Here is a 14,657-nt window from a genome sequence, read left to right as displayed (position 1 = left end):
GCCGCCGCGGGAGCCCTCAGCCCCGGTCCGTGTGGCGCAGCTCGGCTGCGATCCTCTGCGCCAGCCCGGGCTCGGTGGCCGGCAGCCATGTGATGCGCGGGTCGCGGCGGAACCAGGCGAGCTGTTTGCGGGCGAAGCGCCTGGTGCCGTCGATGGTCGACTCGATCGCCTGCTCGTCGTCGATGCGCCCGTCGAGAAGGTCGAGCACCTGCCGGTAGCCGAGGGCCCGGCTGGCCGTGGCGCCCTCGCGCAGGCCGGCGTCGGCCAGCAGCCGGGTCTCCTCGACCAGGCCCTGGTCGAACATGGCGTGGACGCGGGCGGCGATGCGTTCGTCCATGAGATCGCGGTCGAGTTCCAGGCCGTACTGGTGGACGTTCTCGAGCAGATAACGCGGCTCGGGCAGGTGCGGGTTGTAGTGACCGGTCAGTTCGATGACCTCCAGGGCCCTGACGATGCGCCGGCCGTTGCCCGGCAGGATCGCCCGGGCGGCCTCGGGAGCGGTGGCGGCCAGGACCTCGTGCAGGCCTGCCGCGCCGAGCCGTTCGAGCTCGGCCTCCCAGCGGGCCCGCACCCGGGGGTCGGTGCCGGGGAACTCGAAGTCGTCGACGACCGCACGGGCGTACAGGCTGGAGCCGCCGACCAGGATCGGCAGGATGCCCTGGTCGCGCAGCTCCGCGATCAGGGTGCGGGCCATGGCCTGGAATGCCGCGACGGTGCTCGTCTCGCGCACGTCGAGGACGTCGATGAGGTGATGGGGGATGCCGCCGCGTTCAGCCGGTGAGGGCTTGGCCGTTCCGATGTCCATGCCCCGGTAGAGGGCCATGGAGTCGGCGTTGACGATCTGAGCGGGGCGGCCCTCCTGGAGGAGCAGGCGGGCCAGGGCGACGGCCAGGGCTGACTTGCCCGAAGCGGTCGGGCCGATGATGACGACCAGCGGTACGGTACTCATGCGCGTGGCACGGCCGGCAGTCCCAGGCCGATGCCGGTGGGCGTGGCCTCGGGATCGTGACGGGCGGCCCAGGCGTCACCGCCGCGGGTGCGCCGCAGATTGCGCAGGGGGGCGTCGGCGACCAGGTAGTGGGGGGCGCCGCGGGTGATCTCGACCTCGGCGATGTCACCGGGGCGGGGGCGCTGAGCCGGGTCGGCGGGTACGGCGACGTGGACGAGCCGGTTGTCGCGGGCGCGCCCGGACATGCGCTCGCGCTCGTCGTCCTTACGCCCCTCGCCGGTGGCGAACATGACCTCGACCGTGCGTTGCTCGAAGGTCCTGTTCTGCTCCCAGCTGATCTTCTCCTGCAGTTCGATGAGGCGCTCGTAGCGCTCCTGGACGATCCGTGGGGGCACCTGGTCGGGGCGTGCCCCGGCCGGTGTGCCGGGGCGCACCGAGTACTGGAAGGTGAAGGCGTTGGCGAAGCGGGAGCGGCGCACCACGTCCATGGTGGCCTCGAAGTCCTCGTCGGTCTCGCCGGGGAAGCCGACGATGATGTCGGTGCTGATCGCGGCGTCGGGCATGGCGGCGCGGACCCGGTCGAGGATGCCCAGGAACTTCGTGGCGCGGTAGGAGCGCCGCATGTCCCTGAGCACCCGGTCAGACCCGGACTGCAGAGGCATGTGCAGCTGGTGCATGACGTTCGGCGTGGCGGCCATGGCCTCGATGACGTCGTCGGTGAAGGCTGCCGGGTGCGGGCTGGTGAACCGTACCCGCTCCAGTCCCGCGACGTCGCCGCAGGCGCGCAGGAGCTTGGCGAAGGCGGCGCGATCGCCGAACTGCACGCCATAGGAGTTCACGTTCTGCCCGAGCAGGGTGATCTCCTGGACGCCCTGGCCGACGAGCATCTCGATCTCGGCCAGGATCTCGCCGGGGCGGCGGTCGGTCTCCTTGCCGCGCAGTGCGGGGACGATGCAGAAGGTGCACGTGTTGTTGCAGCCGACGCTGATCGACACCCATGCCGAGTACGCGGACTCGCGACGGGTCGGCAGATTGGACGGGAAGGTCTGCAGGGCCTCGGTGATCTCCACCTGGCTGGCCCGCTCGATCCGGGAGCGCTCCAGCAGGATCGGCAGGGAGCCGATGTTGTTGGTGCCGAAGACGACATCGACCCAGGGGGCCCGGTCGGTGATCACGTCGCGGTCCTTCTGGGCCATGCAGCCGCCCACGGCGATCTGCATCCCGGGGCGCCTGGCCTTGATGGGGGCCATGTGGCCGAGGTTGCCGTAGAGCCTGTTGTCCGCGTTCTCGCGGACGGCGCAGGTGTTGAAGACGACGACGTCGGCCTCGGCCAGCTCACCGTGCACCGGCTCCGGCGCGCGCACGTAGCCGGCGTCCTCGAGCAGGCCGGCGATGCGTTCGGAGTCGTGCGCATTCATCTGGCAGCCGTAGGTGATCACCTGGTAGGTGCGCGGGGCCCCTGCCCTGGGGACGGGGCTGGCTGCGGTGTCGTCGAGCGTGTCCATGGCGGGTCCATGGTACGCGGCCGGGCGCGCCGCACCCCAGGACCGGACCGGAGCCGACCGAACCCGAGCCGACCGCGCGGAGCAGGCCGGCGGGCGCCCCGGCCCGGGTCTGGGCGGCGTTCGCCACGGGCGCGAGCAGCCCTCTCCTCACTCCGCTCCCCGGGCCGCGCGGGGAGAAGCGAACCCAAAGCCGCAGTATGGAATGACACTGCCTCCGCTCCCCGGGCCGCGCGGGGAGAAGCCGGCATGCGACCGGTGACGAGGTCCTGCTCCGAGGCCGGGCGGGAGCAGCCCGCGCAGCCCTCGGTGCTCGGCACCGCCCGGCGCCGGACCGCGGACGTGTGAGGCGACCGGCAGACCTGGAAGTCGAATGTTCCCTCCGACACGCCGGGCCGCGGTCGTGTGGGGCGGCCGGCCCGGGGACAGCGAGGCATCAGTGGGCGAGCCGGGTCGCCCGGGTCTCCCTCACCACGGTGATCCTGATGGTGCCGGGGTAGGTCAGTTCCTCCTCGACCTCGTGCGCGATGGTCTCGGCGAGTTCGATGCTCCCGGCCTCGTCGACGGTCTCGGGCAGGACCATGACGCGGACCTCCCGCCCCGCCTGCATGGCGAAGACCTTGTCGACGCCCTCGTGGGAACCGGCGATCTCCTCCAGACGCTCGAGGCGCTGGACATATGCCTCCAGGCTCTCGCGGCGCGCGCCGGGCCGTGACCCGGAGATGGCGTCGGCGGTCTGGGCGATGACGGCCTCGACGCAGTCCGGCTCGATCTCCTGGTGGTGGGAGCCGACGGCGTTGACGACCGCATCCGACTCGCCGTGACGGCGCAGCAGGTCAGCGCCCTCGAGGGCGTGCGAACCCGCCCCGTCGGTGACGACGGCCTTGCCGATGTCGTGCAGGAAGGCCGCGCGCTTGCAGCTGTCGACGTCCAGCCCGAGTTCGGCCGCGATGGAACCGGCGATCCGGCCGCACTCGAGCATGTGGTCCAGGACGTTCTGTCCGTAACTGGTGCGGTAGCGCAGGGCACCGATCGTCGGGTGGAGATCGGGGTCGATGTCTGCGAACCCCAGGTCGAGGCAGGCCTGCTCCCCCAGCCGACGGCATCCGGCCATGACCTGTTCGGTGCAGCGCCCGTGGACCTCCTCGATGCGCGCCGGGTGAATGCGGCCGTCGGCGATGAGCTCGGCCATGGTGACCCGGGCGATCTCGCGGCGGACCGGGTCGAAGCAGCTGAGCAGCACCGAACCGGGGGTGTCGTCGACCATGACGTTGACGCCGGTGATCTGTTCGAAGGCGCGGATGTTGCGCCCCTCACGGCCGATGATGCGACCCTTCATCTCGTCGTTGGGCACCTCGACGGTCGTGACGACGGCACCGCTGGTGACCTCGGAGGCGATGCGCTGGATGGTCGTGGTGATGATGCCGCGGGCGATCCGGTCCGCGTCGGCCTGGGCGTCGGCCTCGATGCGCCGGGCCCGGAGGGCAGCCGTGCGGCGGGCGGCCTGCTCGGCCTGGGCGATCAGTTCTGCCCGTGCCTGCGCAGCGCTGAGGCCGCTGACCCGTTCGAGCTCGGCGGTGATGGACTCACGCTCGGTCTCCAGGGCACTCCTGTCCCGTTCGAGCTGCTCCTGCCTGGCGTCGAGCCGGTCGGCGCGGGACTGCGCGGTGGCGCGTTCTGCCCCTAGCTGGTTCTCCCGCTCGTCGAGACGGCGGCCCCGTTCCCGGAGCGTCTCCTCGCGGGCGGCCAGCTCCGAGCTCAGCCGGCTGATCTCGGCCTTGAGCTGTTCGGCCTCGTCCTTGGCCCCCTGGGCCCTGCCGCTGAGTTCCATGACCGATCGTTCCCGCTCCGACAGCTCGGCGAGCCTGTCCCGGAGTTCCCGTTCGGCCTGGTCGGCACGGGCGCGGGCCGCCTCGGTCTCGCGGCGCAGGGCCTCCAGCTCCGCGGCCCGGGTCTCGAGCGCCCTGAGCCGCTCGGCCAGTTCACCCGCCTGCGGTTCGGGCCCGGAATCGGCCCGGCCACCACCGGTGTCCCGTCCGGGCCCCTGTGACGCCTGTTCGTCGCCCGGGCCCGACCGGAGAACGCCCAGCGTCCGCACGAGAAGGATTCCCAGGACGGCGACGAGCAGCGCGAGCACGATGAGAATCGCTGACGTCATCTTCGCCTCACTGAGGAGTCGTTGTCCTGCGGGCCCGCCGCCCGCCCATCACGGCAGGCAGGATAGCCCCGTCCCGGTAACCGGCGCGCCGAGGGGCCGCCGGGTGCGGGGGGTCATGTCCATGATGCTCGCCCGGGACCTCGTTCCCGTCAGCTCGTCGGCGGTTCCATGACGCACGGCGGTCAAGGAGCTCGGCCGGGCTCCTCAGTCGTCCAGCTCTGCGAGCGCCCGGTCGACGGCATCGAAGGAGACCGAGGGGGCGTAACCCCTGCGGGCCAGGGCGGCAGCGAGCCGCCGGTACGCGATCGGGCGGTCCAGCCCTCTCATGGCGCGGGCCTTCGAGCGGGCCAGGGCCAGCGCGGTCTCGGCCTCGCCGTCCTGGTCACTGGCGGAGAGTGTCTCTGCGATGATCTCAGCGCTGACGCGCTTGGCCTGCAGTTCCCGGGCGATGGCGCTGAGGGACAGTTTGCGGGAGCGACGGCGCGACTGCGCCCAGGCGAGGGCGAAACGCCGGTCGTCCACGAGACCAACGGCCTCGAGACGGTCGAGCAGTTCATCGGCAACGCCCTGGTCACAGCCGCGCCGCCTCACCAGGTACTCGCTGAGTTCGCCTCGTGAGTAGTCGCGCTGCTCAAGGCGGCGCAGGGCGATCTCCCGGGCGATCTCGACCGGATCGGCGTCGGCCTCGTCACGATCGGGGTCGTCGCTCCGCTGCGGAACAGGGCCGCCGGTCACCGCGCTCAGCCCTCCGCCGGCTCGCGCAGCTCACCGGTCTCGGGGTCGACGTTCTCGGGCACGTCGGGATCGGGGGCCAGCCCCAGTGCGACGCGGATCCTGCCATCGATCTCGTCGGCGACCTCGGGATGGGCGATGAGGAAGGTGCGGGCGTTCTCCTTGCCCTGACCGAGCTGATCGCTGCCATAGGTGAACCAGGCCCCCGCCTTGCGGATGATGCCGGCGTCCACGCCCATGTCGAGCAGGCTGCCCTCGCGGCTGATGCCCTTGCCGTAGAGGATGTCGAACTCGGCACGCTTGAACGGCGGCGCGACCTTGTTCTTGACGACCTTGACGCGGGTGCGGTTGCCGACGACCTCGCCGCCGTCCTTGAGGGACTCGATGCGGCGCACGTCGAGGCGGACCGAGGCGTAGAACTTCAGGGCACGCCCGCCGGTGGTGGTCTCGGGATTGCCGAACATGACGCCGATCTTCTCGCGCAGCTGGTTGATGAAGATGGCTGTCGTATTGGCGTTCTTGAGGGCACCGGTCATCTTGCGGAGGGCCTGACTCATCAGCCGGGCCTGCAGGCCGACGTGGCTGTCACCCATCTCGCCCTCGATCTCGGCACGTGGGGTCAGGGCTGCGACGGAGTCGACGACGATCAGTGCCAGCGCACCCGAACGGACCAGGGTGTCGGCGATCTCGAGAGCCTGCTCGCCGTTGTCGGGCTGGCTGACGAGCAGCGCATCGGTGTCGACGCCGAGGGCATGGGCATAGGTGGGGTCGAGAGCGTGCTCCGCGTCGATGAAGGCGCAGATGCCGCCCTCGGCCTGAGCGCTGGCGATCGCGTGCAGGGCGACCGTCGTCTTGCCGCTGGACTCGGGGCCGTAGATCTCGACGATCCGGCCGCGCGGGAGCCCACCGATGCCCAGCGCGATGTCGAGCGCCACCGAGCCGGTGGGGATGCTCTCCATCTGCTGGGCCCCCTGGTCCCCCAGACGCATGACGGAACCCTTGCCGTGGGCCTTCTCGATCTGCGCGAGCGCGGCCTCGAGTGCCTTCTGCCGGTCTGCAACGGCCATGTCTGTCTTCCTCTCCTCACGTCGGGGCGAGCCGACGGGTTCTCTCGACGCCTGTGACTGTAGGGACGGGGTCCGACAATTCTCCGCTGCACCCCGGGCTGTGGACAGCCGGGGCTCGCGGGCAGGTAGATCGTCCACACACACTCTATACGAACACCCGTTCGAAGACCAGCGTCCGGCCGTCGCTCTCGTCGGGCTAGGCTGGCCGCGTGCGTGAGACCGAGTTCTGGCGGCGGATGGTGCGCCACCTGGGGGCGGACTACGCCCGGGTGTGGGCCGACCAGACCGTGCTCACCGACCTCGACAACCGTACCGCCAGTGAGGCCCTGGCGGCCGGTGTCCCGTTCAAGACGGTGTGGCGCGCGGTGTGGGCCTTCCTCGAGCTGCCGGAACGGGAGAGGTAGCTCCCCCTACGAGAACTGTCGGTGCCGCGCGCAAGACTTGTGCCATGACGGAACCAGAAGCCACGCCGGCCGGACCCCTCGCCGGGTTCGGCCCCGCCACGCGCGCCTGGTTCGGTTCCGTCTTCGAGGCCCCCACCAGGGCCCAGGCCGCCGCATGGGCCGCCATCGGCTCGGGGGCGCACGCACTCGTCATCGCGCCCACCGGTTCGGGCAAGACGCTCGCCGCCTTCCTGCACAGCCTCGACCGTCTCTCCAGGGAGGCGTCGGCCAGGCAGCGCATTGCGGCGCCCGTCGACGAGGCGGGCGCACGACCCGGTGGCCTCGACGACGCGCCGGCCGCCGGCCGGGGCGTCCGCGTGCTCTACGTCTCACCGCTGAAGGCCCTCGCCGTCGACGTCGAGCGCAATCTCGCCGCGCCGCTGCGCGGCATCGCGACGACGGCCGAGCGGCTCGGCCTGCCCGCGCCCGAGGTCTCGGTCGCGGTCCGCTCCGGTGACACGCCCGCCAAGGACCGCCGGGGGCTCATCGCCCATCCCCCGCAGATCCTCATCACCACGCCCGAGTCCCTCTTCCTCATGCTGTCGGGCAAGGCGGCGGGCACCCTGCGCGGCCTCGACACGGTGATCGTCGACGAGATCCACTCGTTGGCCGGTACCAAGCGCGGCGCGCACCTGGCGCTGAGCCTGGAGCGCCTGTCGGCGATGCAGCGCAACGGCGACTTCCAGCGCATCGGCCTGTCGGCCACCGTCCGCCCGCCCGAGCGGGTCGCGCAGTTCCTGGGCGGCGACCGCCCCGTGCAGATCATCGACCCCCCGGCCGCCAAGGCCCGTGAGCTGCGCATCGAGGTGCCGGTCGAGGACATGACGCAGCTGCGGGTCGAGAAGCCCGCCGGGGACCAGGGGGCCGGGACGGTGCGTCAGTCGATGTGGCCGCCGATCGAACGGCGGATCCTCGACCTGGTGCACGCGCACCGCTCCACCATCTGCTTCGTCAACTCACGCCAGAGCGCCGAACGGCTCACGGCCCATCTCAACGAGCTGCACGCGGCCGATCTCGGGGTGCCCGACGAGGACGTCGAGCCGCCGGCCCAGCTGATGATCGCCTCGGCCGTCTCGAAGGGCATGGACGACACCCGGGTCCCGGTCATCGCCTGCGCCCACCACGGTTCGATCAGCAAGACGCGCCGGGCCCAGATCGAGGATGACCTCAAGGCCGGGCGACTGGCCTGCGTCGTGGCCACCAGCTCGCTGGAGCTGGGCATCGACATGGGCGCCGTCGACCTCGTCATCCAGGTGCAGGCGCCCCCGTCGGTCTCCAGCGGTCTGCAGCGCATCGGCCGCGCAGGCCACCGGGTCGGTGCGGTCTCGCAGGGCATGATGTTCCCCACCTCGCGCGGCGATGTGCTGCAGTGCACCGTCGTCGCCGAACGCATGGACGCCGGCCTCATCGAACAGACCCCGGCCCTGCGCAATCCGCTCGACGTGCTCGCCCAGCAGATCGTCTCCGCCTGCCTGGCCGGGCCGGTGACGGCCGACGAGCTGTACGCCCTCGTGCGCAGGGCCCGGCCGTACACCGCCCTGCCCCGCTCGGCGTTCGACTCGGTCCTCGACATGCTCGCCGGCCAGTACCCGAGCGAGGACTTCGCCGAGCTGCGCCCGCGCGTCCACTGGGACCGGCTGAGCGGCTCGGTGGAGGCCCTGCCAGGCGCGAAACGGCTCGTCACAACCAGCGGCGGCACGATCCCCGACCGCGGCCTGTACGGCGTCTTCCTCATGGGCACCGAGAACGCCTCCGGCCGGCACGTGCCGGGCCGCCGGGTCGGCGAGCTCGACGAGGAGATGGTCTTCGAGTCCCGTGTGGGGGACGTCTTCACCCTCGGCACGAGCAGCTGGCGCATCGAGGAGATCACCCCCTCGCAGGTCATCGTCACGCCCGCGCCGGGCCGGCCCGGCCGGCTCCCCTTCTGGCACGGCGACTCGCTGTCGCGCTCGGCCGAGCTGGGTCGGGCGATCGGGGCGCGCATCCGCGAGCTCGGTTCCGCCGAGCGCGCCGCGGCCCTCGCCCGGCTCGGGGCCGGCGGCCTCGACCCGAACGCCAGCAGCAATCTCATGACCTACCTCGACGAGCAGCGCGAGGCCACCGGCGTCCTGCCGGACGACCGCACGATCGTCGTCGAACGGTTCCGCGACGAGATCGGCGACTGGCGCCTGTGCGTGCACAGCGCGCTGGGCATGAGCGTCCTCGCGCCGTGGGCGCTCGCGATCCGGGCCGGGCTCGCCGACCGCTACGGCGTCGAGACGCACGTGAACGCGACGAACGACGGCATCATCATCCAGCTGCCCGACGTCGATTCGGCACCGCCCGACTCCTCCCTGCTGGTGATCGGGGCCGGGGACGTCGAGTCCGTCGTCACCGAGCAGGTCTTCGGCTCGGCCCTGTTCGCCGCCCGGTTCCGCGAGTGCGCTGCCCGCGCCCTGCTCCTGCCGCGCAGGAGCCCCGGCCGGCGTTCGCCGCTGTGGCAGCAGCGGCACAAGGCGGCACAGCTGCTGGCCGTGGCGGCCGGCTACCGCGAGTTCCCCATCGTCGTCGAGGCGATGCGCGAGTGCCTGCAGGACGCCTTCGACCTGCCGGCGCTGGTGCAGCTGATGGACGCCGTCGCGGCCCGACGGGTGCGCCTGGTCGACGTCGAGACGGCCCAGGCCTCGCCCTTCGCACGCCACATGCTCTTCGGCTACGTCGGTGAGTTCGTGTACGACAGCGACCAGCCGCTGGCCGAGCGGCGCCTCGCCGCCCTCAGCCTCGACACCGGCATGCTCGCGGAGCTCCTGGGGCGCGAGGGTGTCGCTGAGCTCATCGACGAGGACGTCGCTGCGGCCTACGAGGCGCAGCTGCAGTACCTCGCCGCCGAGCGCCGGGCCTCGGACGCCGAGCAGCTGTGGGAGCAGATCCGCACGGCCGGGCCGTTCACCCTCGCCGAGTGCGCGGCCCGCAGCCTGACCGATCCGGAACCGTGGATCGACGAGCTGGTCGGCGCGCATCGGCTGGCTCTGGTACGTATCGACGGCACGCCCATGTACTGCGTCGACACCGATGCGGGGCTGTTGCGTGACGCCCTGGGCGTGCCCGTGCCCGCCGGCATCGGGGCCGGCGAGGTACGGGAGGGCCCGCAGGCGCTCGCCGACCTGGCAGTCCGCTGGGCCCGGCGGCACGCCGCCGTCACGGCGGCCTCGTTCGCCCGCCGCTACGGCCTGTCCGAGGCGACGGCGGCGCGGGTGATGACCCGTCTCAGTGATGACGGCACCCTGGTGGCCGGAACGGTCCTGGAGCCGGGTGACGGCGGGCTGGGGGCCCTGACCGGGGAGGGGCCGCAGTACGTCCACCACAATGTCCTGACCGTGCTCAAACGACGCACCCTGGCCGGGCTCCGCGCCCAGGTCGAACCCGTCGAGCAGCGTCAGTTCGCCCGTTTTCTCGACTCCTGGCAGCAGCTGCCCGGCCCGGGCGAGGCTCCGGGCGGGGACGCCGAGTCGGTCCAGCTGCTGCTCACCGCGGTCGACGCCCTGGCCGGCTACCGGATCCCGGTCTCGATGCTCGAGACCGTCGTCCTGCCCGCCCGCGTCCCCGGCTATCGGCCGGCCCTGCTCGACCAGCTCCTAGGCTCGGGGCAGGTGACCTGGAGCGGCGCGGGCGCCATCGGCACGAACGACGGCTGGGTGTGCCTGTGGCCGGCCGATCTGTCCCCCACCGAGCAGGACGGGCGCGCCGGGCTCAGCGCGCTGGCCGGTCGCGTGCTCAGCCGCCTCGATGCCGGCGGGGCATGGCGCAGCGCCGATTTCACCGACGCGGACACGAGCCTCGCCGCTGTCCAGGACGCCCTCTGGGAACTCGTCTGGGCCGGCCTGGCCACCTCGGACGGTTTCGGGCCGCTGCGTGAGCTCAGCACCCGCGGCACGGTCAGGCGCCCCAGGCCGGCCGCACCGCGGCGCCGGCTCATGAGGCCGCGCCCGGCGCGGGCCACGGCGCCCGTGCCGGGGGCCCGCTGGTCACGGGTGGCGACCACCGGACGCACCCCCCAGGCCCTTCTCGAGCACATCGACACCGAGCTGGCCCGCTATGGCGTCCTCACCAGGGGCAGTGCCCTGACCGAGCCCGCCACGAGCACCTTCTCGCAGGTCTACCGGGTGCTCAGCACCCTCGAGGAGTCCGGTGCGGTGCGCCGCGGCTACTTCGTCGAGGGGCTGGGCGGCGCCCAGTTCGCGGTGCCGGGGGCGGTCGACGAACTGCGTCGTGCCCCGACGGCCCCGATGCGGCTGCTCGCCGCCTGCGATCCGGCGAATCCCTACGGCGCGGGTCTCGAGTGGCCCGGGACGAACGCCCACCGCCCGTCCCGGAAGGCCGGAGCGCTCGTCGTCCTCGACGACGGGGCCCCGGTCGTCTACCTGGAACGCGGGGTCCACACGCTCGTCACCTTCGACGGCACCGGGCCGGAGGCGATCGGCCGCGCCCTGTCACTGGTCGGCGAACTGGTCGACGCCGGGCGTCTCGCACAGGTGACGATCGACCGCATCGACGGCCGTGGTGCCCTTGAGGCCGGGGAGCTGCGCGGCGCCCTCGAGAGCGCGGGTTTCGTGATGACCCCGCGGGGTTACCGGCGCCGGCGTTCGGCACCGGGCTGAACAGTCCCCGGGCCGGAGCACGCCAGGGGCCGCCGACCGATCATTCGGTCGGCGGCCCCTGGCTCAGGCATGGCGCAGCGGATCGGCCGCACCGTTCACAGCGCGGCCGGCACCTGGCGGTTGCGCTGGGCGCCGAGGTCCTCGCCGTTCTCGATCTCGGCGACGAGCAGCTTCTCGCTGACGCGGCGGAAGATCTCGGACATCGGTACGTGAAGGGCCTCGCAGATCGAGAAGAGCAGCTCGCTCGAGGCCTCCTTCTGGCCACGCTCGACCTCGGAGAGATAGCCGAGGCTCACGCGGGCGGACAGCGAGACGTCACGCAGGGTGCGCCCTTGGCCCATACGGTGTTCACGAAGAGCCTCGCCAAGCAGTTCACGTACCAGCAGCGGTTTCACAGTGTCTCCCCTCAGGCCCGCGGAGCCACCCTCGTGGCAGCCACTCCAATGGTCACGTCCGGTTTAACGCCCTCCTGCTCCGATTCATTCCCGCTCAGCGAACATCGCATGACCCCAGTGCGCTCCGGGTGAGGCCCGGGTGCTATGCGAGTGCCCCGGCGGCCAGTTGCAGGGCCCGCCGGACGGCGGCCCGCCTGATCCTGGCGCGCCCGCCGCCCAGCACCAGCCGGTGCGCTCGCGTACCGGCCGGGGTGCGGATGCCGATCCACACGGTTCCCGGGGCGGTTCCGTCCTGACCGGACGGCCCGGCGGTGCCGGTGGCCGAGATGGCCACGTCCGCCCCGCAGGCCCGCGCCGCACCGCAGGCCATCTCGAGGGCGGTGCGTTCGTTGATGACGCCGTGCCCGGCGATGAACCCGGCATCGACGCCGGCCAGGAGCGTCTTGAGCTCGCTGGCGTAGGTGATCAGTCCCCCGCGGAAGACGTCGGAGGCACCGGGCACGCTGGTCAGCGCCCACCCGATGCCACCCCCCGTGATGGACTCGCAGGTGGCCAGCCCCAGACCACGGCGCCGGCAGAGCTCGAGCAGCTGCTCGGCGGCCGCGCGGGTGGGCTCGTCCAGATCGCTCATCGGGTCACGCCCGCTGTCAGTGCCGAGCGCTGTAGTCGATGGGATGGCCGGCCCGGATGGCGTCACGGCGCAGCCGGTAGGCATCGAAGACGTAGTCGATGCCGGTCAGCACGGTGAGCGCGAAGGCCGCCCACATGACGAACCAGCGCAGCGCCCAGAACCAGGTGACGCTGTCGGGCACCCAGGCCAGGAACATGGCCAGCGCGACGCCCTGCAGGGTCGTCTTCAGCTTGCCGCCCTTCTTTGCGGCCATGACGCCGTACTTGAGCACCCGGAACCGCATGAGGGTGATGCCCCACTCGCGCGCCAGGATGATGACGGTGATCGGCCAGGCCAGTTCACCGATGATCGACAACCCTACGAAGGCCATTCCGGTGAGGGCCTTGTCGGCCACCGAATCCCAGATCTTGCCGAAGTTGGTGACCTGGTTGTACTTGCGGGCGATCTTGCCGTCGGCCAGATCGGTGAGGATGGCAACGACGAAGACCACCGTCGCCCAGACCCGCCAGGGGTGGCTGTGCGGATGGGTCAGCAGCACGACCCCCAGGACCGGCACGAAGATCAGGCGCAGGATCGTCAGGATGTTCGGGATGTTCCAGGCGAAGGCCAGCGTCGTGTCCGGTCCGGACTCGGTCACCTCAGGCTTGCTCATGCGCGCTGCGCCCCCTGCCCCGGCTCGTTGTGCAGACCCGTGCCGGAACCGGCCACGGGCTCGGCGACCAAATCGGCGCCGTCCGATGCCACAACCGTAGCCGCAACGAGCTCACCGACACGAACTGGCGCACCGGAGGGGCCGATGCGGAGCGTGGTGACGCCGTCGACCTCTGGGCCCTGGTGGGCCGCCCGGCCCTCGGCGAACTCATGGCCGGTGCTCTCGACGAGCACGCTGACCCGCTCGCCGATCCGTTCGGCGGCGCGCTGGTTGACGAGTTCATCGGCCAGGTCACTGATGCGCCGGTGCCGGCAGGCGATCTCGTCCTCGTCGACGTGACCGTCGAGTTTCTCGGCCGCGGTGCCCTCCTCGTCCGAGTAGGAGAAGACCCCGATGACATCCATGCGGGCCTCGGACAGGAAATCGGCGAGCACGCCGATGTCCTCGGCGGTCTCGCCGGGGAAGCCGACGATCACATTGGTACGGAAACCGGCCTGCGGCGCCCCCGACCGGATCCGCCCGATGAGGTCGAGGAAGCTCTCCGGGTCGCCGTAGCGGCGCATGCGGCGCAGCACTGCCGGTGCGGCGTGCTGGAAACTGATGTCGAAGTAGGGCACGACCTTGTCGGTGCCGAGCATCACGTCGAGGAGGCCGGGGCGCAGCTCGGCCGGTTGCAGATAGCTGACCCGGATCCGCTCCAGCCCGTCGATCCTCGACAGCTCGCCCAGCAGTTTCTCGAGCGCTCGGCGGTCACCCAGGTCCTTGCCGTAGCTGGACGAGTTCTCCGAGACGAGCATGAGCTCGCGCACCCCCTGCTCGACGAGCCAGCGGGCCTCGGTGACGAGCTCGTCGGGCTCGCGGGAGAGATAGGCACCGCGGAACCCCGGGATGGCGCAGAAGGCGCAGCGCCGATCGCAGCCCGAGGCGATCTTCAACGGTGCCCAGGGCTCGTCGCCGAGACGACGGCGCAGTAGCCGCGGCCCCGACGCCGGGAGCAGGTGCTCGGGCGGCTCCACCGGGTTGCGGGACGCCGCCGCCTGCTGACGGTCGACGGGGGTGATCGGCAGCAGCCGGCGTCGGTCCTGACGGGGCTCCGGGGGCTCGAGGCGATCCCCCGCCAGGAGCCTGCGCAACCGGTCGGCGATGACGGTGTAGTCGTCGAAACCGAGCACCGCGTCGGCCTCGGGGAGGGCCTCGGCCAGCTCGCGGCCGTAGCGCTGGGCCAGGCAGCCGACCGCGACGACGGCCTTGGCCCGGCCATCCGTCTTGTGGTCGGCGACGGCAAGGATCGTGTCGATGGAGTCCTTCTTGGCCTGCTCGATGAACCCGCAGGTGTTGACCATCAGCGCGTCGGCCTGCTCGGGATCGTCGACGAGGGTGAGCCCGCCCGCCTCGAGACGTGCGGCGAGTTCCTCGGAGTCCACGTCGTTACGGGCGCAACCGAGACTGATGAGGTGAACCGTGGTCTGGGCCATGATGCCCCAGTATCGC

At 71.6% G+C, this 14,657-nt stretch carries 11 protein-coding genes; 2 read left to right on the top strand and 9 right to left on the bottom strand.

Annotated elements, in window-relative coordinates; genetic code table 11:
• Nucleotides 1–16 precede the first annotated feature (16 nt).
• The 5 genes from miaA to recA all read right to left on the bottom strand — a co-directional run bounded on the left by miaA (nt 17) and on the right by recA (nt 6,408).
• A complete protein-coding gene (gene miaA, locus D9T14_RS05140; RefSeq protein WP_119161213.1) occupies nt 17–949 on the bottom strand; it encodes a tRNA (adenosine(37)-N6)-dimethylallyltransferase MiaA in 933 nt (310 codons plus the stop codon).
• On the bottom strand, nt 946–2,454 hold the full coding sequence (gene miaB, locus D9T14_RS05135) for a tRNA (N6-isopentenyl adenosine(37)-C2)-methylthiotransferase MiaB (protein ID WP_119161212.1): 1,509 nt from the start codon (nt 2,452–2,454) through the stop codon (nt 946–948). Before miaB ends, miaA begins: the two co-directional genes overlap by 4 nt.
• A gap of 433 nt (nt 2,455–2,887) precedes the next feature.
• Nucleotides 2,888–4,609 (bottom strand): ribonuclease Y, encoded by a 1,722-nt coding sequence (gene rny, locus D9T14_RS05130; RefSeq protein ID WP_119161211.1) that lies wholly within the window; start codon nt 4,607–4,609, stop codon nt 2,888–2,890.
• 204 nt (nt 4,610–4,813) lie between these two features.
• Nucleotides 4,814–5,344, bottom strand: coding sequence for a regulatory protein RecX (locus tag D9T14_RS05125; protein ID WP_170175724.1), 531 nt, complete (start codon nt 5,342–5,344; stop codon nt 4,814–4,816).
• A gap of 5 nt (nt 5,345–5,349) precedes the next feature.
• Nucleotides 5,350–6,408, bottom strand: a complete 1,059-nt coding sequence (recA, locus tag D9T14_RS05120; RefSeq protein WP_119161209.1) for a recombinase RecA — start codon at nt 6,406–6,408, stop codon at nt 5,350–5,352.
• A 209-nt stretch (nt 6,409–6,617) separates the two neighbouring features.
• Between recA and D9T14_RS05115 the strand changes: the two genes are divergently transcribed.
• Together D9T14_RS05115 and D9T14_RS05110 are read left to right on the top strand one after the other, a co-directional pair.
• Nucleotides 6,618–6,812 carry a DUF3046 domain-containing protein gene (locus tag D9T14_RS05115; protein ID WP_119161208.1) on the top strand — a complete coding sequence of 65 codons (195 nt, stop codon included), beginning with the start codon at nt 6,618–6,620 and terminating at the stop codon, nt 6,810–6,812.
• Between the two features lie 44 nt (nt 6,813–6,856).
• The gene (locus D9T14_RS05110; protein ID WP_119161207.1) at nt 6,857–11,488 is read left to right on the top strand and encodes an Lhr family ATP-dependent helicase; all 4,632 of its coding nucleotides are present in this window, start codon (nt 6,857–6,859) and stop codon (nt 11,486–11,488) included.
• Between the two features lie 95 nt (nt 11,489–11,583).
• Here the strand turns inward: D9T14_RS05110 and D9T14_RS05105 are convergent, their stop codons facing one another.
• The 4 genes from D9T14_RS05105 to rimO all read right to left on the bottom strand — a co-directional run bounded on the left by D9T14_RS05105 (nt 11,584) and on the right by rimO (nt 14,641).
• Nucleotides 11,584–11,883, bottom strand: a complete 300-nt coding sequence (locus D9T14_RS05105) for a helix-turn-helix domain-containing protein (protein WP_119161206.1) — start codon at nt 11,881–11,883, stop codon at nt 11,584–11,586.
• A gap of 142 nt (nt 11,884–12,025) precedes the next feature.
• Entirely contained in the window at nt 12,026–12,514 is a 489-nt protein-coding gene (locus tag D9T14_RS05100; RefSeq protein ID WP_119161205.1) for a CinA family protein, read from the bottom strand.
• Between the two features lie 16 nt (nt 12,515–12,530).
• Nucleotides 12,531–13,166: a CDP-diacylglycerol--glycerol-3-phosphate 3-phosphatidyltransferase gene (gene pgsA, locus D9T14_RS05095; RefSeq protein ID WP_119161204.1), complete on the bottom strand. Its 636-nt coding sequence runs from the start codon at nt 13,164–13,166 to the stop codon at nt 12,531–12,533.
• Nucleotides 13,163–14,641, bottom strand: coding sequence for a 30S ribosomal protein S12 methylthiotransferase RimO (gene rimO / locus D9T14_RS05090; protein ID WP_119161203.1), 1,479 nt, complete (start codon nt 14,639–14,641; stop codon nt 13,163–13,165). The genes pgsA and rimO overlap by 4 nt, the downstream gene beginning before the upstream one ends.
• Nucleotides 14,642–14,657: the final 16 nt, after the last annotated feature.

It is taken from the genome of Propionibacterium australiense (assembly GCF_003666605.1).
GTDB classification, from domain to species: Bacteria; Actinomycetota; Actinomycetes; order Propionibacteriales; family Propionibacteriaceae; genus Propionibacterium; species Propionibacterium australiense.
Note: the sequence above shows the minus strand (reverse complement) of the source record. Positions and strands in the feature narration are given on the sequence as shown.